At 72.0% G+C, this 22,477-nt stretch carries 17 protein-coding genes; 9 read left to right on the top strand and 8 right to left on the bottom strand.

What is annotated here, in order from left to right:
* Window positions 1-245 precede the first annotated feature (245 nt).
* The 3 genes from IDM40_RS26330 to IDM40_RS26320 all read right to left on the bottom strand — a co-directional run bounded on the left by IDM40_RS26330 (window position 246) and on the right by IDM40_RS26320 (window position 3,081).
* A complete protein-coding gene (locus IDM40_RS26330) occupies window positions 246-1,697 on the bottom strand; it encodes a hypothetical protein (RefSeq protein ID WP_193124780.1) in 1,452 nt (483 codons plus the stop codon).
* Between the two features lie 102 nt (window positions 1,698-1,799).
* Window positions 1,800-2,399, bottom strand: a complete 600-nt coding sequence (locus tag IDM40_RS26325) for a SanA/YdcF family protein (protein WP_193124779.1) — start codon at window positions 2,397-2,399, stop codon at window positions 1,800-1,802.
* Window positions 2,400-2,454: 55 nt separating this feature from the next.
* Window positions 2,455-3,081 carry a DUF1707 SHOCT-like domain-containing protein gene (locus IDM40_RS26320; protein ID WP_328807135.1) on the bottom strand — a complete coding sequence of 209 codons (627 nt, stop codon included), beginning with the start codon at window positions 3,079-3,081 and terminating at the stop codon, window positions 2,455-2,457.
* Window positions 3,082-4,013: 932 nt separating this feature from the next.
* Between IDM40_RS26320 and IDM40_RS26315 the strand changes: the two genes are divergently transcribed.
* Window positions 4,014-5,780 carry a UvrD-helicase domain-containing protein gene (locus IDM40_RS26315; protein ID WP_193124778.1) on the top strand — a complete coding sequence of 589 codons (1,767 nt, stop codon included), beginning with the start codon at window positions 4,014-4,016 and terminating at the stop codon, window positions 5,778-5,780.
* Window positions 5,781-6,804: 1,024 nt separating this feature from the next.
* Here IDM40_RS26315 and IDM40_RS26310 read toward each other — a convergent pair.
* Genes IDM40_RS26310 through IDM40_RS26300 form a run of 3 tightly spaced genes read right to left on the bottom strand, consistent with a single transcriptional unit; the run spans window position 6,805 to window position 8,931 of the window.
* Window positions 6,805-7,665, bottom strand: coding sequence for a DNA primase (locus tag IDM40_RS26310; protein ID WP_193124777.1), 861 nt, complete (start codon window positions 7,663-7,665; stop codon window positions 6,805-6,807).
* The gene (locus IDM40_RS26305; protein ID WP_235997960.1) at window positions 7,662-8,282 is read right to left on the bottom strand and encodes a DUF6114 domain-containing protein; all 621 of its coding nucleotides are present in this window, start codon (window positions 8,280-8,282) and stop codon (window positions 7,662-7,664) included. The genes IDM40_RS26310 and IDM40_RS26305 overlap by 4 nt, the downstream gene beginning before the upstream one ends.
* 4 nt (window positions 8,283-8,286) lie before the next feature.
* Window positions 8,287-8,931, bottom strand: a complete 645-nt coding sequence (locus IDM40_RS26300; protein ID WP_193124776.1) for a DUF6230 family protein — start codon at window positions 8,929-8,931, stop codon at window positions 8,287-8,289.
* 222 nt (window positions 8,932-9,153) lie between these two features.
* Between IDM40_RS26300 and IDM40_RS26295 the strand changes: the two genes are divergently transcribed.
* On the top strand, window positions 9,154-11,088 hold the full coding sequence (locus tag IDM40_RS26295; protein ID WP_193124775.1) for a GMC oxidoreductase: 1,935 nt from the start codon (window positions 9,154-9,156) through the stop codon (window positions 11,086-11,088).
* A 102-nt stretch (window positions 11,089-11,190) separates the two neighbouring features.
* Here IDM40_RS26295 and IDM40_RS26290 read toward each other — a convergent pair whose 3' ends face one another.
* The gene (locus IDM40_RS26290; protein ID WP_193124774.1) at window positions 11,191-11,973 is read right to left on the bottom strand and encodes a MerR family transcriptional regulator; all 783 of its coding nucleotides are present in this window, start codon (window positions 11,971-11,973) and stop codon (window positions 11,191-11,193) included.
* Window positions 11,974-12,137: 164 nt separating this feature from the next.
* Between IDM40_RS26290 and IDM40_RS26285 the strand changes: the two genes are divergently transcribed.
* The 7 genes from IDM40_RS26285 to IDM40_RS26255 all read left to right on the top strand — a co-directional run bounded on the left by IDM40_RS26285 (window position 12,138) and on the right by IDM40_RS26255 (window position 19,951).
* Window positions 12,138-13,067, top strand: a complete 930-nt coding sequence (locus IDM40_RS26285; RefSeq protein WP_193124773.1) for an AurF N-oxygenase family protein — start codon at window positions 12,138-12,140, stop codon at window positions 13,065-13,067.
* 164 nt (window positions 13,068-13,231) lie between these two features.
* Complete coding sequence (locus tag IDM40_RS26280; RefSeq protein WP_193124772.1) at window positions 13,232-14,086, top strand: SDR family NAD(P)-dependent oxidoreductase; 855 nt, start codon at window positions 13,232-13,234, stop codon at window positions 14,084-14,086.
* Window positions 14,087-14,098: 12 nt separating this feature from the next.
* On the top strand, window positions 14,099-15,010 hold the full coding sequence (locus IDM40_RS26275; protein WP_193124771.1) for an AurF N-oxygenase family protein: 912 nt from the start codon (window positions 14,099-14,101) through the stop codon (window positions 15,008-15,010).
* Window positions 15,011-15,248: 238 nt separating this feature from the next.
* Window positions 15,249-16,763: a flavin-containing monooxygenase gene (locus tag IDM40_RS26270; RefSeq protein WP_193124770.1), complete on the top strand. Its 1,515-nt coding sequence runs from the start codon at window positions 15,249-15,251 to the stop codon at window positions 16,761-16,763.
* Between the two features lie 12 nt (window positions 16,764-16,775).
* Window positions 16,776-17,117, top strand: a complete 342-nt coding sequence (locus IDM40_RS26265) for a DUF4873 domain-containing protein (protein WP_193124769.1) — start codon at window positions 16,776-16,778, stop codon at window positions 17,115-17,117.
* Between the two features lie 115 nt (window positions 17,118-17,232).
* Window positions 17,233-18,117: an alpha/beta fold hydrolase gene (locus IDM40_RS26260; RefSeq protein WP_193124768.1), complete on the top strand. Its 885-nt coding sequence runs from the start codon at window positions 17,233-17,235 to the stop codon at window positions 18,115-18,117.
* Window positions 18,118-18,226: 109 nt separating this feature from the next.
* Window positions 18,227-19,951, top strand: a complete 1,725-nt coding sequence (locus IDM40_RS26255) for a UDP-N-acetyl glucosamine 2-epimerase (protein ID WP_193124767.1) — start codon at window positions 18,227-18,229, stop codon at window positions 19,949-19,951.
* A 39-nt stretch (window positions 19,952-19,990) separates the two neighbouring features.
* On the opposite strand, the gene IDM40_RS26250 is transcribed toward IDM40_RS26255, so the two are convergent.
* Window positions 19,991-22,201, bottom strand: coding sequence for an NB-ARC domain-containing protein (locus IDM40_RS26250; protein ID WP_193124766.1), 2,211 nt, complete (start codon window positions 22,199-22,201; stop codon window positions 19,991-19,993).
* Window positions 22,202-22,477: the final 276 nt, after the last annotated feature.

The raw sequence follows: 22,477 nt of genomic DNA, 5'->3' as shown, positions 1-22,477 counted from the left end.
CCCCGGCCGGCGTGAGCCGGAGAACGCCCGCCGCAGCTGCCCGGCCATCGGCCGCCCCGGAAACCGGAAAACACGCCGCTGGAACGCGCCCCCGGGTGCCTGCCGAGGGTGTCCGGGTGTCCGGCGGGCCGACCCCGGTCACCGGATCCGGCACGGGTGAGCGCCGAGCGCTCGCCAGGACCCCGTCAGGATCCGGGCGCCCCGTCCCTCGAGGGGAACGACGGGGCGCCCGCGGCACGGCAGCGTCAGCGACCGCCGCCGAACAGCCGCCCCAGCAGCCCCTGGGGCCGCTCCTGTTCCACGGGGCGGGCCTGCTCGACCGGGGCGGGCTCATCGGCCGCCTCCTCGGGCTCGGGCTCCGCACCCACCAGCTCGCAGTAGTCCTCGGCGTTGTCGGGCAGCGCCCAGGCCCGCAGGGTGGCGCGCAGCTCCTCGTCCTCCCAGGCGGAGGCGGGCAGCTCGGCGATGGTCCACAGGACCTTGAGCGTCTCCTCGTCGTACTCCGCGCTCGCGTGCTCCTCGGCGGTGTGCTCCTTGGACCGCGGGCCCAGGACGAGCTCCAGGCCCACCCCGGTGACGAGGGCGCGCGACTCCTCCTCGCCCTTGATGAGCCCGGGCAGGATGTCCATGCGCAGGCGGCGGGCGCGCTCACCGGCCCGGCCCAGGGCGAGGAAGCCCAGCACCTGCGGGGAACGGTTGCCGCAGTGCGGCCACGACTCGTTGAAGAGCCCTTCGTAGCCCATGTTCGTGCCCCCGCCGCGGCCGATGCGGCGCAGGGCCTCGCGCGGGGTGTTCTCGCCGTGCACGAGCACCATGGCGACCGAGGCCGCGAAGGAGTTGTACAGGTTGCCGCCGCCCATCTGGTGGGTGAGGCCGATGCCGGTGTCGATGTCGGCGGGGTCGGCGAGCAGGCCGAGCGCGAACAGCTCGGCGGGCAGGGGCTCCCCGCCGTCCATGACCTGGCTCATCGCCTCGCGGAAGCTGGTGGGCTGCTGCGGGGTGGGACGCAGGTCCTTGGCGAGCAGCACGTGGGAGGCGCCGGTGATCTCGGAGACGATGCGCTCGGACTGCGAGGGCAGGAACGCCAGCAGGTAGCTGACCCACTCCCCCGCGCGGTCCATGCCGCCGCGGTTCGAGCCGCCCTTGAGCAGGTCGACGAGGTCGGGCACCCGCGCGCACACGGCGAGGTGGGTGTCGAGCTCGGCCTGGAGCAGCGCGGACCCCTGGTCCTGTTCCATGACGGCGAGCCGGTTGCGCATACGCCGGTGGTGCTGCTCGTCGGGCGCTTCCTCGGCCCACTCGCGGTACTGCTCGCGGACCTTCTCCGCGTCGTTGGCGGTGGCCCAGGAGACCTCGTCCCGCCACTGGTCGAGGTCGCGGGCCTCGGGGAAGCGGTCCTCGGCGTGCGCGCTGACCAGCTCGAGCAGCAGGCTCAGGGGGCGGTAGCGGTCGGTGGCCGGGGTGGACTCGGCGCAGGCGATGTCGACGAGGAAGTCGACGACGCGGGGCGCGGCCAGGTGCCCGGGGGCGGGGAAGTGGATGATGTCGTGGAGTTCGGAGACGGCAGTGTCGCTGCCCGCGAGCTGTTCGAGCAGGTCGGGGATGCGGTCACCGCCCTCGGGGGCCAGTGAGGCCCAGTCCACGTCGTGTGCCCCGCTGGGGACGTCGTTGGCGTCGTTTCCGGTGGTGGCGTTCATGGCCCCGATTATCCCGTCTCGGGGACGAGCTGCGAACCCGGATCCGGGGTGCCTCGGGTCTCGGTTCCAGGAGATCCGAGGCCACGCGCCCGGTTCGGGACCTCAGACCTCCGTGTGCGCGGGCGCCGGGCGCAGCAGCGCGTCCCGCAGGGCCTTGAGCGACGCCCCTGCCTCACGCGCGTAACCGATCACCGTGGAACGCCGGCGCGCCCCCATGCTCCGGTCACCGACCCCGACGGCGTCGATACCGGCGGCTCGGGCCAGGGCGATGGTGCGCGGCAGGTGGAAGGCCTGGGTGACCATGACGGCCTCGTGCACCCCGTAGAGGTCGCGCACGCGCACGCACGTGTCCCAGGTGCGGTAGCCGTACCGGTCGGCCTCGACGTGTTCGTCCGGAACCCCGTGGCCGACGAGGTAGGCGGTCATGGTGTCGGTCTCCCGGCGCGAGATCTCCCGGTTGTCGCCGGAGACGACGATGCGCTCCACACGCCCTTCCCGGTACAGCGCGAGGGCGAGGTCGAGGCGCCGGGCCAGCAGCGGGGAGGGGCCGTCGTCCCAGGCCGCGGCGCCGAGCACGACGGCCGTCGGGCGTGCGGGGACGTCCGCGACGGTGTGGGCGCGGCCGAGGGCCGCCGCACGGATCCAGGCCAGGGGGGTGAGGGCGCAGACCACTGCCGCGCCGACCGCGAACCACGCTCCCACGGGGCCGCCTTTCCGTTGTTCCGGGGCACGCGGGGGCGTGCCGTGTGAGGGAAGGTCAGCCGCCGAAGAGGCCGGTGAACCGGGAGAGCTTCTTGTACCGCACCCGGAGTTCGCCGCCCTTGGCCTCGCCGGTGATGACCAGGTGCGGGGACCCGTGCTTGCGGACGGAGTCGACGTCGGTCGAGAGGCTGCCGAACCAGGAGGCGTCGACGTCGACCTGCGCGGTGGCGCCGTCGGGCAGGATGATGTCGCCCTCGCCGCCGGTGACGTCGATCCGGATCTCGGTGACCGGCGAGGTGATGCGGGCCCGGCGCAGGTCGAGCTTGCAGGAGCCCCAGCGGGCGTTGACCTCGATCCGGGCGGGGACCTCCCACTCGCCCTTGCGGGTGGCCTCGTCGCCCTTGGCGTTGATGACCATGGGCTGCCCGCCGCCCTGCCCCGGCGCCGCGGGGGCCGGGCCGGGGGCCTGGACGCCTCCCGGGACGCCGTGGCCGTCGTCGGGCAGGTCCACGACCAGGGGTGTGAGGTCGGCGTAGACCTGGGCCTTGTAGGTGCGGTCGAGGCGTTCGTCGAGCTCCTCGAAGGTGAGGCGTCCTTGGGCGGCGGCCTCGCGCAGGACGGCGGCGACCTGGTCGCGGTCGGCGTCGGAGACACGCATGCGGCTGTTGTCGTGGGGGGCCACTGTCCTCGACTGTCCTCTCGGCTCCTTCGTCCCTTGCTTCCCCAAGACTAGGGCCTGTTCGGCGGACACCGGCCCGCACCGTCACCCGCCACCAACCCTCGAACGGCGCCTGGCGGCGCAGCCCCTCCGGCTGCGCGACGCCCCCGCGGCACTCTCGCTGCGTTCCCAACAGTCAATGGAACATCCAGGCCCCAGGACACCCCCACGGGGCGCGGGCCCCGCACTGCTGCGCCCTCGGACACCGGGGCAGAGGCCGCGGGCGGCGCCCGGACGCGGCCCCGCGACCGCCCTGCGCGGGCAAACGGCGCCGTGACCGCGTGTTGACCGCGGCGTGGTGCGGGTACCGCTTCTCTACAGTGCTTTGCCCGGTGCGCCGGGACGGCTGAGGACTCTGCCGGGGTAGGACGGACCCCGGCAGGGCCCTGAGCCAGCGGGGCCGGGTGCCGCCCCGCCGCTCAACGATCCCGCAATCCCGGGGTTCAGCACAGAGGGTGTCCGGTTGTGGCCACGGAGTGAGAGCTTTGCGCTCGACCCCATTGCGCATTTCGGCCACCCCACTACGGACCCCGCGCACTCCCCCACCTCCCGCGACCACGCCCTCCGCACAACCGAACGGAAGGCGCACGCGCGACCCTCGCCCGGCCCGAGGACCCGGGTTCCGGTCATGCCACAAAACCCCATTCGGACATCAGCTCCGGTCGCAGAACCGCAGGTCACGCAGAACGCCCGCAAGACCTTCCTCGAACCCCTCGAACGCAGCTACGAAAGACCGTTCCTGAGCTGCGCAAACGCAGACTCTCAAGCCCTTCCGGAAAAGGCCCCCGAAGGCCCTTCTCGCAGCGTTTGCCGGAATTTGGCCGCGAGCACGATGACCAGTGAAGACGCGGGGTCACGCACCCTGCTCCCAGGTCGACGACCGGAGGAAACCACACGTGTCCGCCCTCGCGATCGCCCCGGCGTTCCTCAGCGACTTCAACCACCTGGACCCCGAGATCCAGCTCGGCACCCTGTCCGTGATGCGCGCCTACAGTTCCGGCCACACCCCCGACATGGAACCGGTCCCGGGCGCCGCCGACCCCGGCGTGCGGGTCGTCGGCGTCGCACCCGACTGGTCCGGCGTCGTCGTGCCCGATCAGGACGACCACTACCGGCTGCTGACCGTGCGCCCGCGCGCCCAGGCGCTGGAGTTCGCCCGCGGTGTGCTCCCCGAACCCCTGGACGCCACCCCCACCGACCCGACCCCGACCGGCCCGCCCGAGCTCTCCGGCGCGCTGTCGGCCCCCTTCGACCAGTGGCAGGTGACGCTCCACCCGGACCAGCACCGCATCACCGAGGCGCACTACAACGGTTCCGCGCAGGTCACCGGCGGCCCCGGGACCGGGAAGACCGTCATCGCCCTGCACCGCGCGGCCCACCTGGCCGTGCGCGACGCCGCCGCCCACCCCGAGCAGGTCCGGGAATCGGTCCTGCTCACGACCTACAACCGCGCGCTGGCCCAGACGCTGTCCGACCGTCTCGACCAGCTCCTGCCCGACCCCGCCGTGCGCGCACGTGTGCGGGTGCACACGATCGACGCGGTGGCGCACTCGGTGGTGCGTTCACACATGCGCACCGCCCCGCAGCTGATCGACCGCGACGAGCTCGCCCGGCGCTGGCGTGCGGTGGCGGTGTCCGACGGGCTGCCGTTCTCGGGGCGCTTCCTGGTCGACGAGTGGGAACAGGTCCTGCTCGCCCAGGGCCTGGAGACCCTGCCCGATTACATCCGGTGCGAGCGCAGCGGACGCGTGCAGCACCTGGCGCCGGAGCACCGCCGGCAGGTGTGGGAGACGGTGCGCCGCTTCGTGGGCGCGATGCGCGTCGAGGGCGTGTGGACCCACCCGCAGCTGGCCGCCGAGGCCGCCCTGATCCTCGGACGGAGGGCGCCGCTGTTCCGGCACGTGGTCGTCGACGAGGCGCAGGACCTCCACCCGGCCCAGTGGCGGATGCTGCGCGCGGCCGTCCCGGAGGGACCCGACGACCTGTTCGTGGTCGGCGACCCCCACCAGCGGGTGTCGGACAACCGGGTCTCGCTCGCCTCGCTCGGCATCAACGTGCGCGGGCGCGGACACCGGCTGCGCATCAGTTACCGGGTCACGCAGGAGATCCTCGACTGGGCCACGCCCCTGCTCGGCCACCGCCCTGCGCTGGGCATGGACGACGACGCCGACACCCTGGCCGGTTACCGTTCGCTGCTGCGCGGCCCGGCGCCGGTCGTGCGCGGGTGCTCCGATCCGGCCGAGGAGATGCGTGCCCTGGGCGACTGGGTGCGTGTCTGGTTGGAGGCGGGGGTGGCCCCGGACGGGATCGCGGTCGCCGGCCGCAACCAGTGGGTGGTCCGCAAGGTCGCCAAGGAGCTGGAGGCACGCGGGGTCCCGACGGTGCCGTCGGAGACCTCGGGCCGGGCCGACGCGGTGCGGGTGGGCACGATGCACCGGCTCAAGGGCCAGGAGTTCCGGTGTGTGGCGCTGGTCGGTGTGAGCGACCACCTGCTGCCGCCCAAGGCCGCGATCGAGGCGGCCGAGGGTGACCAGGTGGCGCTGGAGCAGGCGGTCCAGCGGGAGCGCATGCTGTTGTTCGTGGCCTGCACGCGGGCGCGCGACGCCCTCTACGTCTCGCACGTGGGGCCCGCGAGCCGGTTGGTGCAGCCCCAGGCCCTCTGAGCCACCGTCGCCGGAGCCCGCACCCCCGGGCTCCGGCGCAAGCCGCGGCCGGCCCCGACCGACTGCACTCCGGCAGCACCGGACCGGCGGCGGTCGAAGGCCGCACGAGGAGAGGTCCGGGGCAGCCGGCATGCGCCGAAGGCCGGCCGGAGGCCGCACACACGGGTCGGGGCGCCACCGCGCGGTGCGCCGCCTGGCTCCAGCGAGGCCTTCGCCATGCGGACTGGCCGCGACCGCGGTCCGCTCACGTTCCTGACGTCAGGATCACGGCCGACGACGGTCACGACCATTGAGGCCGCACCTCCAGGTGACCGGAGTCGGCTGCAGCATTCGGCCGACAGGCCGCCCGGACCGCAGTCCGGACGTCCGGGGCCTGCACGAGAGCCCGACGAGCTCCGCCTGAACCACTCCGCCGGCCCTCCTCCCGGGGGGCGCCGGGAGGGGGGTCGGCTGTCCCGACCAGGACGGCGAGACACCGGAATGCGAGACGGCCGAAGGCCGCAGCCCGACTGCAGGTCCGAACGACCGAGCCCGTAACAGCGGGATCCCGCACCAACGGCGGCCGCAAGCTGCCTGGGCCGGGCTCCCGGGAACGGCACCAACGTCTGAGCCGCAGGGCTCGCTACCGAAGACGGCCGAAGGCAGTCCGAACCGGCCCCACCGCCGGATACCGGGCCCCTGGCTCCAGCGAGGCCTTCGCCATGCGGACTGGCCGCGACCGCAATCCGCTCACGTTCCCGACGTCAGGATCAAGGCCGACGACGGCCACAGGCCGCCGAGCCGAGGAGGATCCGAACCGGGCGACGGGTGTCCGGGGTGCCCGCAGATCATCCGGACCGGAACGAGCGGGCCCGGCAGGAACCGGATCCGAACGACCGAGCTCGCAGCAGCGGGATCCCGCACCAATGGCGGCCGGAGGCCGCACGGGGCAAGCTCCGGCGGCCGGGGCCGCACACACGGGTCGGGGGCGCCACCGCGCGGTGGCGCCCCCGACCCCCTTGCGTTCAGGCCGTACCGGCGGCCCTCACTGTTGTTCTGGGTTGTGCCGGGCGTTGAGGCCCGGGATGGTCATGCTGTCGGTGGCGGCGAGGGGGTCGCTGACGTCGACGTCCGTGACGATCATGATCGGCAGGAGCAGGGGCGGCGGGAAGTCCGGCGTGAAGGTCAGGGGGATCCCCAGGATCCTCACGTTCATCTCGGTCACGTGCAGCACCACGTCACCGTCCATGGACAGCTCGGGAAGGTCCAGGGACATCCGGGTCCCGGCGTCCTCGAACCACAGCTCGCCCTCGACGAGGTCGGCCGTGCTCATGCTGAGCCGGAGGTACCGCTGGGGCCCCTCGTCGGTCGAGCACTCCACCACGCCGTCGTAACTGGCCCCCGTCATGGTGAGCCGGTCGGCGGTCAGCCCCGAGGTCCGGGTCGAACCGGTGAAACAGTCGTCCGTCTCGTCCACGGCGACCTCGGGAAGGGTGCCGTCCTCCTCGGCGGCCTGGCAGGCTTCGACCGCCTCGAGGAACTGCTCCTCGTCCTCGACGAGGCCCTCCTCGCCGACGCGGTACTCGCACTCGACGGCGTCGGGCTCCTCGTCGTCCTCGTCGCCGTCCTCTTCTTCCTCGTCCTCCTCGGCGCCGTCGTCCTCCTCGGGGTCGTCGTCGCCGTCCTCGGGGTCGGGTTCGGGGCTCTCCTCTGGCTCCTCGTCGTCCTCGGTGCCGTCGGTGGGCTCCTCGGAGGGCTGTTCCTCCTCGCCCTGCTCCTCCTCGTCGTCGGGGAGGAGCCAGTCCCAGATGGAAGTGGGAGCCGGGGCGGAGGCCAGGGTGACCGCCAGGGCGAGGGGCAGCGCGGCGGCCGCGAGGGCCCGGTTCTCCGTGGGGGGTCGTCTCACGTTCGCCTCCGGATACCGGTCAGGCGAGTCCACTTCGGGGAGCGCCCGCCCTCGTCCGAGGGCGGGTTCTCCGCGGTGCGGGTGCCGGGGTCCTCGTCCCCGGCGGAGGTGTTCTGATCGTCGGACGCGGTGTCCTCACCGGTGTCCTCGCCGGTCCCGTCGTCGCCGGTCGGGTCCTCGTCACGGGCATCGGAACCCTGCTCCCGGTGGCGCCCCTCGGGACGCGGTTTCCGGGCCGAGGGTCCCCACGCGAAGACGAGGGCCCCGCCCACGATGCCGAGCAGCATCCCGATGACGAACCCGCCGAAGTTGGAGGTCACGAAGGACACCAGGGCGAGCATGATCCCGACCATCCCGAAGAAGGAGTTCTGTGCCGGCTGGAACCAGCTCAGAACCCCGATCCCGATCAGGAGCACGCCGATGAGGTTGCCGGAGATCCCGGCGATACCTGCGTAGATGATCAGGTCGATGGGCAGGATCAGGCTCTGCGCGGCGGGGGCCACCAGGAGCTCGATACCGGCTGCCGCGAGCAGGGCGCCGCCCCAGAACGGGCGGCCCCGCCGCCAGTCCCGGAACCGGGTGCGCCCTGAGCGCAGCGTGGTCATTACGTCGGCCATGGCGTCAGAAGCACTCGTTGTTTCCGGGCTGGATCGCGAGCCCGAGGCCGGACAGGCGCAGGGTTCCGGCGGTCACGGCCCAGGAGGTGAGCTCCATGTCGTCGACCGTGATGTTGTCGGACTGCAGACCGAAACCACCGGCCGGACCCTGGGCACCGTCGGCCTTGTCGAGGGTGCTGGCGTCGCGACCGATCTCGATCTCGCTGAACTCGGCGTTGCCCTGGAGCTGTTCGATGTCGATCACCATCGAGGAACCCTCGACGGGGTTGTTCTCGCCGGCGGTGATGACCAGCGTGGCCTCACCGATGGGCAGTTCCCAGAGCGAGGACATGCACAGATTGTCGAGCTCGGCGCTGTCGACGTAGGAGAGGCCGACCGGGCGGGATTCGCCGTCGACCGACTCGGCCACGTCCCCGTACTGGGCGAAGCCGTCACCGCGGAGCTGGTCCGCGGCCATCTTGAAGCTGTCGCCGGAGACGGCGAACGAGGCGGCGAGCAGGCCCTGGGTGGTCATGCCGCCGAGCACGGCGGCGGCCACGAACCCGGGGATCGCCACGAGGGCGAAGCGGCGCCACCTGGTGCCACCGCTGCCGTCGGCCTGCTCAGGCCCAGCCTGAGACACTTCGGCCTCGTCGGAAGCCTTGGCCATGGGAGTACCTCCAGAGTTCCACCGCCCGGGGGACGGGCGGTGAGGGGGAGCGAAACTTGCGCCGAAGCACGCCTCGCGTGTTACGTGGAACACACCTTACTCGGCGGTAGTGAGGGAGATTACAATATGAATTGTCACATTTCCAGATGGCGCATTCAATGTTGCGGACTCGTGTCCGGCGCATCACGGGTCGACCGCAACTGACCAGGAGAGAGACAACCCGTGTCCCCAGACCCCCAGAACGCTCCATCCGCTCAGAACACAGACGCCGACGACCGCTTCGACTACGACGTGCTCGTCGTGGGGTCGGGCTTCGGAGGCTCGGTCAGCGCCCTGCGCCTCACCGAGAAGGGCTACCGCGTCGGAGTCCTGGAGGCCGGCCGGCGCTTCACCCCCGAGACCCTGCCGTCCTCGTCGTGGGACGTGAAGAACTTCCTGTGGGCGCCCCAGGCCGGCATGTACGGCATCCAACGCATCCACCTGCTGCGCGACGTGATGATCCTGGCCGGGGCCGGGGTCGGCGGCGGCTCCCTCAACTACGCGAACACGCTCTACCACCCCATGGACGCGTTCTTCGAGGACCCGCAGTGGAAGCACATCACCGACTGGAAGTCGGAGCTGGCGCCCTTCTACGACCAGGCCCGCCGCATGCTGGGTGTGCGCACCAACCCGACCGTCACCCCGTCAGACAAGCACCTGCGCGCCGTGGCCGGCGAGATGGGTGTGGAGGACACCTTCCGCCTGACCCCCGTGGGCGTGTGTTTCGGTGACGGCCAGGACGGCGAGGGCAACAGCGCCTCCCCCGGCGACTCCGTGGGCGACCCCTACTTCGGCGGGGCCGGGCCCGACCGCAAGGCCTGCACCGAGTGCGGCGAGTGCATGACCGGCTGCCGCCACGGCGCCAAGAACACCCTCACGGAGAACTACCTCTGGTTCGCCGAGCGCGGCGGCGCCCGTGTCCACCCGCTGACCAGCGTCGAACGCATCCGCGAGCTCACCGAGGCCGAGGGCGGCGGGTTCGCCGTCGACACCCTGCGGACCGACAAGCCCCGCCGCCGCAAGCACGCGCACACCTTCACCGCCCGCCAGGTCGTGGTCGCCGCGGGTACCTACAACACCCAGACGCTGCTGCACCGCATGCGCGACCAGAAACTGCTGCCGCGCCTGTCCGAGAAGCTGGGCACCCTCACCCGCACCAACTCCGAGGCGCTCGTGGGCGCCATGAGCCGGCACGTGCCCTGGCACGAGGACCTCACGCACGGTGTGGCCATCACGTCGTCGATCCACCCGAACGAGAACACCCACATCGAGCCGGTGCGGTACGGCAAGGGTTCCAACGCCATGGGGCTGCTGACCGCGATGCAGGTGCCGGGCGACGGCCCGGTGCCGCGCTGGCTGCACTTCCTCGCCAAGGCCGTGCGCCACCCGTACGTCTTCGCGCGCAGTTTCTCCAACCGGCGCTGGTCGGAGCGGATCATCATCGGCCTGGTGATGCAGTCGCTGGACAACTCGCTGACCACCTCGGTCAAGCGCGGTCTGTTCGGCGGGCGCAAGAAGCTCACCTCGCGCCAGGGCCACGGCGACCCCAACCCGACGTGGATCCCCGAGGGGCAGGAGGCCGCCACCCGGCTGGCCGAGCGCATCGACGGGTTCCCCGGCGGCACCATCGGCGACGTCTTCAACATCCCGATGACGGCGCACTTCCTCGGGGGCTGCCCGATCGGTGACACCCCCGACAGCGGGGTCATCGACCCGTACCACCGCCTGTACGGGCACCCGGGTGTGCACGTGGTCGACGGCTCCGCGGTCACCGCGAACCTGGGCGTGAACCCGTCGCTGACGATCACCGCCCAGGCCGAGCGGGCGATGTCGCTGTGGCCGAACAAGGGTGAGGAGGACGCCCGGCCGCCGCAGAGCGAGGGGTACCGGCGCCTGAAGCCGGTGCACCCGCACGACCCGGCCGTGCCGAAGGGGGCCTTCGCCGAGCTGCGCTACACGACGTTGCTGCCGTTGACCGTGGTCGGTTCGAAGGAGGACGGCGAGACCGGCGGCACGGTCACCGCCGACGCCCCGCTGGAGGCCGCGCGTGCGCAGGCCGCGAACGGGTCCGCGGCGGACGGGGGATCCACCTCTCAGGAGGGCTCGGACACCGACTGACCCCGAACCCGACGGCCCCGTTCGGACCGCCCACCCGGGCGGGGCCCACGCGGTTCACCGGCGCATCGGGGGCGGCCGGGGCGGGGCTGTGCAGGGACACGTTCAGGACGTGCCCACGGCGCTGTCCCCGTCGCGGTCGCCCGGTTCGGCGCGCAGCTCCTCCATCGCGTCGGCGAAGTGCTCGCCCAGGACGTCGTTCATGTGGTCGGCCATGGCCTGGGCCAGGACGGCGTCCACGGCCTGCTGTGCGAGGGGTCGCACGTGGCGGATGAGTTCGGCGACCTCGGCGATCTCCTCGCTCCCCATCGTCGTGATGACGGGGTGCTCGGAGAGGATGTGATCGGCGACGAGGCGGACCATGTGCTCGGCGACGTCGCCGACCTTGTCCCGCAGGTTCTCGGCGATGTCCAGGACCGAGTCGACGGTCATGCCGTGTTTGACGAGCTCGCTGCCGGCGTGCAGCAGGCGGGGGCTGGGCACACGGAACCGCAGGCCGTCGCGTTCGATCACCTTCAGGTCCAGGGACCGCTTTATCGTCCGTGGGGTCACGCCCTTGCCGAAGAGCCCTCTCAGGTCGTTGAGGGTCAGGTAGTCGGCGATCTCGTCGCTCCAGGCGTCGCCGACCGCGGACTCGAACCCGAGGATGTCGGAGAGGTCGCCGCCGCGCTCCCACACCTCGAACATCTCCCCGATGTTGGCGAAGGTGTAGCCGCGGCGCAGGAGCTGGCCGATCAGGCGCAGGCGGGCCAGGTGGGCTTCGGAGTACAGACCGACGCGCCCTTCCCGCCGGGGTGGGGCGAGAAGGCCACGGTCCTGGTACACCCGGACGTTGCGCACGGTGGTTTCGGCGAGCCGGGCGAGTTCGTCAATGCGGTATTCGGCCATGGACCAAGCCTAGAGACCCCCGCGAAGGTTACTTCCCAGTAAGCGTGCCGCCCTTTACCCCATTGCACCGATACAACAGCCATTGTAACGTTCGTGAAACGAATAGTGAATGGGGTCACACTGGCGCGATCGGCCCCCCACCCCCCGACCAGAGGAGAGCGCTCATGGCCACACCGACCGGAGTCAAGCTCACCGACCGCGAGGACATCGCCAAGCGCCTGCTGCGCGGATCCGCGAAGGCCTCGTACGACCCCCTCGTCGAGATCGACTGGGACGCCCCGCTCGAGGACAAGTGGGGCATGCGCCCCGAACGCGTCTCCATCCACGGGACCCCGCTGTGGGACCGGCTCACCGAGGAACAGCAGCGCCGACTGAGCCGCCTGGAGTTCGCGAGCATCATGACCACGGGGATCTGGTTCGAGACCATCCTCATGCAGATGCTGGTGCGGCACGCGTACCACAACGACCCCACGACCCAACACGTCCAGTACGCCTACACCGAGATCGCCGACGAGTGCCGGCACACGGTCATGTTCGCCAAGGCCGTGCAGAAGCTCGGCTGGCACACCCACAAGCTCGACCCGCTCGCCTTCCACCTGGGCCGCCTGTGCCGCACGTTCGCGCACGGCCCCCTGATCTTCGCCGGGGCGCTCTTCGTCGAGGAGATCCTCGACCGCCTCCAACGCGAGGTCGTCAAGGACGACTCGGTCGAGCCCCTGGTGCGGGCCACCTCGCGCATCCACGTCGTGGAGGAGGCGCGGCACATGCGCTACGCCCGCGAGGAGTTCGCCCGCGACTGGCAGAACCGCGGCCCGATCGACAAGGCCTACTCCCGGATCGCCCTGGGCCTGATCGCCTATTTCTCGGCGACCCGCCTGGTGAACCCGAAGGTCTACGCCGAGGTCGGGCTCGACCCCCGCGAGGCCGCCCGCGCCGCCCGCCACAACGCCGGCTACGTCCGGAGCAAGACCGACCTGGCCGGCAAGGTCGTCGGAACCCTGTCGACGGCGGGGGCGATCTCGGGCCTGGGCGCATATTTCTGGCGCCGAGCCGGCCTCCTGGGCACCAGCAGCCGCGGACACGACCCCCGATAGCTCCGACCTGCAACAGCACCGGTGGCGCCTGCCGAGGGGCGGCGTCCCGGTGGTGCGCAGGGGCGATCCGCACAACCTACTCGCCGGTAAATATCCGATGACATCCCATTGCATTGTGACAATGCCCGTTGTAACGTTCCGGCAATGACTGTGGAGGAGATCACATGACGACCCCCTTGCCGCACCACCTGCGCCGTCTGCCGGGCCTCAACGCCATCGTCACCGGTGCCTCCGGTGCCTTCGGCAGCGCCACCGTGGACGTCCTCCGGAACATCGGTGTGAACGTCGTCGGCATCGACCGCAAGCCCGGACCCGGCGTCATCGGGTGCGACATCACCGACGACGCCCAGGTGCGCGACGCCGTCGCCGAGGCCGTCGACCAGCTCGACGGCCGACTCGACCTGCTGATCAACTACGCCGGGGTCGGCCCCTCCGTGGACATCGGCCGGATGCCCGACGCCCACGCCCACCAGGCCCTCGAGGTCAACCTCCTCGGCACCTGGCGCGTGACCGCCGCCGCGCTCCCCGCACTGATGGAGAGTCGGGGCCGGGTCGTGGTCACCGCGTCGCTGCTGGCCAACCTCCAGCTGCCCCTCGCCGGCGCCTACGTCGTCTCCAAGCGGGCGGTCACCGCCTACTCCGACATGCTCCGGGCCGAGTACGGCACCCACGTCGGCGTCACGACGGTCTACCCCGGATACGTCGACACCCCGATCCACGACAGCTCGCGCGCCACCGGCGCTTCCCTGGACGGCCTCGTCCCCGCCGAACAGAAGCGCGACACCGTCATGGCCGTCGTCCGCGCCGCTGCCGCCAAGCGCGCCCCCCGCGACGTGGCCTCGACCGCCCTCGGCACCGCGGCCCTGCACCTGACGCGGCACTTCCCCACGGCGACCGAGAACATCGTCGCCCTGCAGATGCAGCTGCTCCTCAACGACGGCACCTTCGCCGACGCGGAGATCGCCCAGGGCCTGCACGCGCGCCACGGCACCCCCGCCGCCCAGCAGAACGTGTCCTGAGGAGGGACGACAATGACCGCAGAGATCACGGCCAAGCCCAAGATCACCGACCGCGAGGACATCGCCAAGCGACTGCTGCGCGGTTCGGCCAAGGCCTCCTACGACCCGCTCATCGAGATCGACTGGGACGCACCCGTCGACCCCGACATGTGGGGGATCCGCCCCGAGCGCATCTCGCTCTACGGCACCCACCTGTGGGACCAGCTCACCGAGGCCCAGCAGAAGGAGCTGTCCCGCCTCGAGGTCGCCTCCATCGCGACCATCGGCATCTGGTTCGAGACGATCCTGATGCAGATGCTGGTGCGGCACGCGTACCACAACGACCCCACGACCCAGCACGTCCAGTACGCCTACACCGAGATCGCCGACGAGTGCCGGCACACGGTGATGTTCGCGAAGATGGTCGAGAAGCTCGGGTGGCACACCCACCGCCTGGACCCGGTCGCCTTCCACCTCGGCCGCCTCTTCAAGACCATCGCGCACGGCCCGCTCATCTTCGCCGGGGCCCTCTTCGTCGAGGAGGTCCTCGACCAGATCCAGCGCGAGGCCATCCCGGACGAGCAGATCCTGCCGCTGGTGCGTTCGGTCGCCCGCATCCACGTGGTCGAGGAAGCGCGCCACATGCGCTACGCCCGTGAGGAGTTCGCCCGCGACTGGCAGAACCGCGGCCCGATCGACAAGGCCTACAGCAAGATCGTGCTCGGCCTGATCACCTACTACTCCGCCACGCGGCTGATCAACCCCAAGGTCTACGAGCAGGTCGGGCTCGACCCCAAGGAGGCCTACAAGGTCGCCAAGAAGAACCCGCACTGGATCGAGACCAAGACCTGGGCCGCCCGCAAGGTCGTTGCCACGCTCAACACCGGCGAGGCCATCACCGGCCTCGGCAAGTACTTCTGGAAGAAGGCCGGCCTCCTCGGTTAGCCCTTCCCCCAGACTCCACCGTCGGAAGGCGAAACGCGCCACGTCTTCCGGCGGTGGACCCCCTCCCCGGGGACGCACGCGCCACGTTCCCGGGGGCACTCTCCCCGGCGGCGGCGGAACGCGCCACGCCGTTGCCGGGGAACCTCTCCCCCGGGGGCGGAACGCGCCACGCCCCCGGGGGGTCACACACCCCCGACCCGACGCAGCACCGGGCCGGTTCGCACGAAGGGACCTGAACGTGACCGAAGCACCCCCTCACCACCGGGTGGCCGTGATCGGCTCCGGGTTCGCCGGGATCGGGATGGCGGTCCGGCTCAAGCAGGCCGGCCTCGACGACTTCGTCATCCTGGAACGCGCGAAGGACCTCGGTGGTACCTGGCGCGACAACGACTACCCGGGGGCCGCCTGCGACGTGCCCTCGCACCTGTACTCGTGGTCGTTCGCGCTCAACCCGACCTGGAGCCGCACCTTCTCCCCCCAGCCCGAGATCTGGGACTACATGAAGCGTGTGGCCGGCGAGTACGAGATCCCCCGCCACGTGCTCTACGACCACGACGTGACCTCCGCCCACTGGGAGCCGGAGCACAACCGCTGGCGTATCGAGACCAACCAGGGCACGCTCACCGCACAGTTCCTGGTCACCGGCGCGGGCCCGCTCGCCGACCCGTCGGTCCCCGACATCAAGGGCATCGACACCTTCGAGGGGACCATGTTCCACTCCGCGCAGTGGAACCACGAGCACGACCTCGAGGGCCGGAAGATCGCCGTGATCGGCACCGGCGCCTCCGCGATCCAGTTCGTGCCCGAGATCCAGCCGAAGGCCGGCAAGCTCACACTCTTCCAGCGCACGGCCCCCTGGGTGATGTACCGCCACGACCGCGACATCACCAAGCTGGAGCGCTGGCTCTACCAGAACATCCCCGGCGCGCAGCAGGTCGCGCGCAAGAGCATCTACTGGGGCCGCGAGAACTACATCTTCGGGTTCGCGAAGAACCCCAAGCTCCTCAAGGTGGTGGAGGCGCTCGGGCGTTCCAACATCAACCGGAGCGTGGACGACCCGGAGCTGCGCGCCAAGCTCACCCCGAACTTCCGCGCCGGGTGCAAGCGCATCCTGATGTCCAACGACTACTACCCCGCGCTGGCACAGCCCAACGTGGACGTGGTCACCGACGGCATCGTCGAGGTGCGCGCCAACTCCGTGGTCACCCGGGACGCCTCCGGGAAGGAGACCGAGCACGAGGTCGACACGATCATCCTCGGCACCGGCTTCCACGTCTCCGACCCGCCCGTGGCGAAGCGGGTGTTCAACGAGGACGGGCGCTCGCTGTCCGACCACTGGGGCACCGACGTGCAGGCCTTCCGCGGCACGACCGTGGCCGGGTTCCCCAACGCCTTCGTGCTCGCCGGCCCCAACACCGGGCTGGGCCACACCTCGCAGGTGTTCATGATCGAGGCCCAGATCCGGTACACGATGCAGGCCCTCAAGTACCTGTGCCGCAACGGGCTCGACCGCATGGACGTGCACCCCGAGGCCCAGCGCCGCTACAACGACATGGTCGCCAAGTCCATGGAGGGCACCGTCTGGGTCTCCGGCGGCTGTGACAGCTGGTACCTGAACGAGCAGGGCCGGAACACGACCCTGTGGCCCACCTTCACCTGGAACTTCGCGCTGCGCACGCGGTGGTTCGACCCCCACAACTACGACCTGCGGGTGGACCGCTCGCGGACCCGGCGCGCACACGTGGCCGCCTGAGAAAGGACGACGATGAGCGGGTTCGGCGACGAGGAAGAGGAATACCAGGGCGTCATCACGATCGTCCTGCCGCAGAGCGAGGAGGGCGAGGAGATCGGGACCGTCGACGTGCGGGCCCACCTCGCGGGCCACTTCTCGCCCCTGACCGGCGACTACCGCTGGAAGGGGCGGCTGGCGGCGAGCGAGGACCTCACCGCCGCGTACAAGAAGGGGGTCCGCAAGGTGCTGCTCCGCACCCCCGACGGGCACGAGGGCTCCGGAACCCTCGACGAGCCCAACCTGTGGGGCGGACACCCCGTGAGCGGGGCCGGAACGCCGCCCTTCGCGGTCCCGGAGATCGTGATCGACGACTGAGCAGGTCCCCCGGCACATCCCCCGTGCACCGAGCAGGTCCCCCGTGAACGTCCCCCGGGCCACGCGCCGGCCCGGGGGATCCCTTCTCTTGACCCCCGAGCGAGAGGTACCCCCGATGGCAACCCGACACGTGGGCGCTGCCCGCGAACTCGAAGTCCGTTCCGACGACGGCACCCTCCTGCACGTGGAGGTACGCGGCCCCGAGGACGGGCCGACCGTGGTCTTCTCCCACTGCTGGTCGACGTCGCTGGCCTCCTGGGGCCCGGTCGTGCGGGAGCTCGACCCGAACCTGCGCGTGGTGCTGTACGACCAGCGCGGGCACGGGCGTTCCCAGGTCCCGCTGACCAAGGCCGGATACGGGCCGCACAAGCTCGCAGACGACCTGTGCGCCGTGCTGGAGGCGACCGTGCCCGAGGGCCGTCGGGCCGTCGTGGCCGGGCACAGCATGGGCGGGATGACGATCATGGCCTCCGGTGCGCGGGAGACCTTCCGCGACAAGGTCGGCGGCGTGCTGCTGACCAACACCGGCGCGGTCGAGCTGCCGCAGCGCTCCACCGTCTTCCCGCTGCCCGGGCCGCTCGGGACCGTGGCGGCCAAGACGTTCCTGGAGGCCCCGCTGCCGCTGGGCCCGCGCAACGCCGCGACGACCGCCGCGCTGAAGTACATCACCATGGGCAAGGACTCCGACCCGCGCATGGTGCAGCTGTGCGTGCGCATGGTGCACGAGTGCAACGGGATCGTGCGCGGCCGCTGGGGTGCGGTGATGAACGAACTGGACGTGGACCACAGTGCGTCGCGCATCACAGCGCCGACCGTGGTCGTGGCGGGGACCGCCGACAAGATGACGCCGCCGTGGCACGCGCACCACATGGCGTCGGTGATCCCGGGCGCGGACCTGCCCATGGAGATCAACGGCGTGGGCCACATGGGACCGCTGGAGATGCCGGAGTACCTGGCCGAGCAGGTGGGCAAGCTCGCCAACGAGCACGTCGCCGCCTGACGCCGCCCGGGGCGGGCGGGGGTAGGCTGACCGGTCGGCGCCCGTACCTTCCGGGACCGGGCCCGACCGGCCCCCGTATCCGCCCCGAGTGAGGAAGCCCCCGACCTCCGTGCAGTCCCCATCCGACCCGTGGGCCACCGTCGAGCCCGACCGCCACGTGCTCGCCGTCGTCCGCAGCGTCCCCGTCGCGGGGCGGCTCCTCGACGTGGCCGGGCTCCTGGCCGACGACCGGGTCGGCCTCACCTACACCGTCACCCCGGGTTCGGTCTCCGAGAGCGGCGTGGTCCCGGCCCTGCGCGCGGCAGGGGTCGAGCGGATCCTGCCGTGGGAAGAGGCGGTGGAGCGCTCCTCAGGCTTCGACCTCGCCCTGGCGGCCAGCACCAAGGGCGGCCTGCACCGGCTGGAAACCCGCCTGGTCCTCATGCCGCACGGCGCCGGCCACAACCGCCGGGTCGGCTCCGCCCCCGGTTCGCTCACCCACGCCTCGGGGCTGGACGCCGCGGAACTCCTGCACGGGGGCGAGCCGATCGCGTCCCGGTTCCTGTTCTCCCATTCCGAGCAGAGCGCCCGCCTCGACGCCGCGCTCCCTTCGGCGCGCGGGCGGGGTGTGGTCGTGGGCGACCCGGCCCACGACCGGATGCTGGCCGCGCTCGGCCGCCGCGACCGCTACCGTGACGCCCTCGACCTGCGCGGACGCCGCCTGGTGGTGGTCTCGTCCACGTGGAACCGGGGGTCGCTGCTGGGTTCGCGGCGTGCGTTGATCAGGGAACTGCTGGCCCGCCTGCCCCACGACGAGTACCGCGTGGCGCTGGTCGCCCACCCCAACGTGCACCGCCACCACGACCCGTCCCAGCTCGAGCTGTGGTTCGTCGACGAGGTCGAGGCCGGCCTGGCGCTGATCCCCGACGCCGAGGGGTGGCGGGCCGCGCTCATCGCCGCGGACGTGGTCGTCGGCGACCAGGGATCGGTCACCTACTACGCCGCCGCGCTGAGGCGTCCGGTCCTGCTCGCCGCCTTCGAGACCGGGGACCTCGACCCGGATTCCCCGCTGCTGGAGTTCGGCGGCCGGCTGCCGCGGATCGACGGCGGAGAGGACCTCGCCGCGCAGGTCGACCGGGCGGCGCGCACCCCGCCGGCCCCGGTCGCGGACCTGCTCATCGAACACCCCGGCGGGTCGGCCGCGCGGGTGCGTTCCGTGCTCTACGACCTTCTCGACCTGCCGGAGGACCGGCTCGGCCCCGCGCGGTACCGTTCGCTCCCCGACCTGCCCGACCGCCCGGAGGACGTGACCGCCTGGCGCGTCGACGCCCGCACCGATGGCGACGCCCGTGTCGTGGACCTGCGGCGCCGCCCCGCATCGGCCCCCGGGTCGGCCGGTCCGGAGCGGGCCGCGGTGCTGCCCCTGGTGGTCGACGCCGAGGACACCGCCATGCCGCACTGGGCCGCCGCGGACGCCTGGTCGCACCGTCGCCCGAGGCCCGGCCGGGGCGCGGCGGCGTGGTCGGCGGACCGGTTGGAGGCGTACCCGAAGGCGGTCGTGGCGGCCGCTGCGGCATCCGGGCCCGGCGGGAACGGCGTTCTGGTGCTGCACCGCTCGGGTGGGGCGATGCTGGTCCGGACCCCGCTCGACGAGGATTCCGGGTGGTACTCGGCCCCGGAAGCCGGTGGCCCGGACGCCTCGCTCGTGGCTTCGGCGGCGGTGGCGTGGGCGCGGGCGGGCCTGCCGTGGCGCGCGTGGCACGACAGGGTCCGGCTGGTGGTGGGCGAGCGTGAGGTGCTGGTCGAGGCCACCCCCCCCCCGCCCGATTTCGGGTTCTCTCAGGCCCTCGTGTGAGCAGTGGGCGGAGGCGGGGTCCGTCGCGGACGGCTGGGGTCAGCGCTCCCCGGACCCGTTGCCCGGGTCCAGGCGTTCCCAGTGGTGCAGGATCTCCCGGCCCTGTTCCTCGAGCCGGAAGTACCGCGAGATCCTGCCCGCCTCGCGCAACCGGTCCCGGGCTTCGTCCGGTGCGCCCCTGAGCTCGGACGCCTCGGCGAGCAGGCGCACGGCCCGCACCCACCGGACCGTTTCCAGGTACTCGCAGAAGACCTTCTGGGCCTGGCCCGCCTCGTGGTCGGCCGGGTCGGGTTCCCCGCGCTCGAGGTGGACCCTGGCCTGCGCGAGCCGGACCTTGGCGCGGATCAGGTTCCAGTCCTCGAGAGCGCCGCGCGGGGCGTCCCGTCCGGCGCGCTCGAGCTCGTCGATCCGCCGGTCGGTGATCCGCCGGGCGCGGGAGAGCTCCTGCTCGGCCCCGTCGAGGTCGCCGCGTTCCCGGGCGTCGTTCCCGAGCTGGTAGGTCTGGAGGGCGTCGCCGCGCGGACGGCCGTGGGCCCGGTGGATGTCGCGGGCCCGGAGAAGCAGCTCCTCGGTGGTTCCCTGCCCGCCGCCGACCGCGTCCGGAAAGCGCTGGAGCAGCAGCGCACGGGTCTCGCACAGGACCGCGCCGTCGAGGCCCTCCGTGCTCTCCGCAGCTCCACCCGCCTCCTCGGCCCCGGCCAGGGCCGCCGCGGCACGGTCGCCCGCACCCGCCTCGGCCCACAGGCGCGCCAGATAGCAGGCCATGCGCAGGCGGGCCCGGTGGTGGCCGTACGTGCGGGCCACCTGGAGCGCGTACCCGTACACCTGCGTCCCCACCGCGGTGCGGCCCCGGCCGTAACAGACCGGCCAGACCGCCTCGGCCAGGACGTAGGCGGCCGAGACGGCGGCCGGGTCCTCCCTCTCCCCCGCCAGGCGGAGCAGTTCGGGGACGGCGGCCAGGTGGCGGTCCTGCCAGTCACCGGCCTCACGACGGGTGGTGAAGGGGGCCCGGTGGCCGGTCGGCGGGAGGGTGAGGTCGTCGGCGTCGAGGTGATCGACCAGGCGTAGACGTTCACCGAGGCTCGCACGATCGGCCAGATGGTGGGTGACGGTGAAGAAGCGGACGAGTGCGTCGGTGTCGAGACGCGCCCGCGGCCCTGCGTCCGCCCGGACCCGGGCACGGACGAGTTCGACCACGCCGGTCTCGGCCGCCTCGCCCGGGTGGAGCAGGCCGGAACCCTCGAGCTCGGCGCGGGCCCGCGCGGCCGGCTCCCCCAGTTCCGCAGGTCCGAGCTCTCCGGGGACCCGGCGGCCGGGGTAGGCGGAGAGAAGCTCCAGAACGCGGTACTCGGTCTCGCCCAGCCCGGACAGCGCGAGCTCGATGACCGCGTCCACACCGGTCGGCGGTGGGACGGTCGCCAGGCGGGACTCCAGGGCACGGACCAGTGCGGTGACGCTCAGGCCCTGTGCCTCCACGTGGCCGCCGGCCATGCGGACCGCTGCGGGGAGGTGGCCGCAGATCTCGACGAGCCGCCGGGCGCTCGCGTGCTCGTCCGGGTCGGACAGGCGCCGGTCGACCCCGGGGAAGGAACGCAGGAGCTCCATCGAGTCGTTCGGCGGCAGTTCCCGCAGGTCGAAGAGGCGCCGGACCCGCCCGACCAGCTCTTCGTCCCGGACCAGTTCCGGCGGACCGGTGGCCACGACCAGGTGCGGGCCCGAGCCGAGGGAGACGGCCTCGAGTTCGGCGGAGCTCGCCACCCCGTCCAGGAGGAGCAGGACGCCGCTGCCTGCGGTGGCCGTGCGCAACCGGTCGGCAGTGGCGGTTCCGGTGACGTCCTGTGCGTGCAGGTCGCGCAGGAGGCTGCGCTGGACCGCCTCGTGGTCGAGGATGCCCCTTCCGTCGCGCCACTGGGCCAGGTCCCGGTGGAGCACCCCGTCGGGGAAGGGGCCGTGGAGCCGGTGTGCGATCTCGGCCAGTGTGGCGCTCTTGCCGACGCCCTCGTCACCGACCAGGACCACGACCGCACCCCGGCCGGCCACGGCGGCCTCACGCGCGATGCGTTCGATTTCGGTGAGCTCGGCGGTGCGGTCGGTGAACCGGCTGTCCGCAGCAGGGGCCTGCCGCGGAGGGGACGGGGGTTCGGGGGGCCGGATGTACTGGTTGACGTTGACAACGCCGTTGGCGTCCCGGAACTGCAACAGGGTCTCGGGGTCGCCCGAGGACTCGTTGTGGTGCGGGGGGTTGGACACCGGGCCTCCTGGGGGTCTGCGCGCCGGCGCGGCGGTGGTCGAGGGCCACCGCCGATCCTAGATCGTTGATGGGGATTGCGTTCGAACGGGCGAGGGGTCCTGTGGTGTTTGAGGTTGCTTCAGTTGTCTCGGTGGCGACTGGGCTGGGGTGGGGGGTTCGTTGGTGTTGCCTCGGTGGCGACTGGGCTGGGGTGGGGGGTCGTTGGTGGTGCCTCGGGGTCGGTGGTTCGTCGGGGCCGGGGACGATAGCCCGGCCGGCCCTGCGCGCAACCCACA

Origin of the sequence: Nocardiopsis coralli (assembly GCF_014892575.1) — a bacterium.
GTDB lineage: Bacteria > Actinomycetota > Actinomycetes > Streptosporangiales > Streptosporangiaceae > Nocardiopsis > Nocardiopsis coralli.
This window is presented reverse-complemented; position numbering and strand designations above follow the sequence as displayed.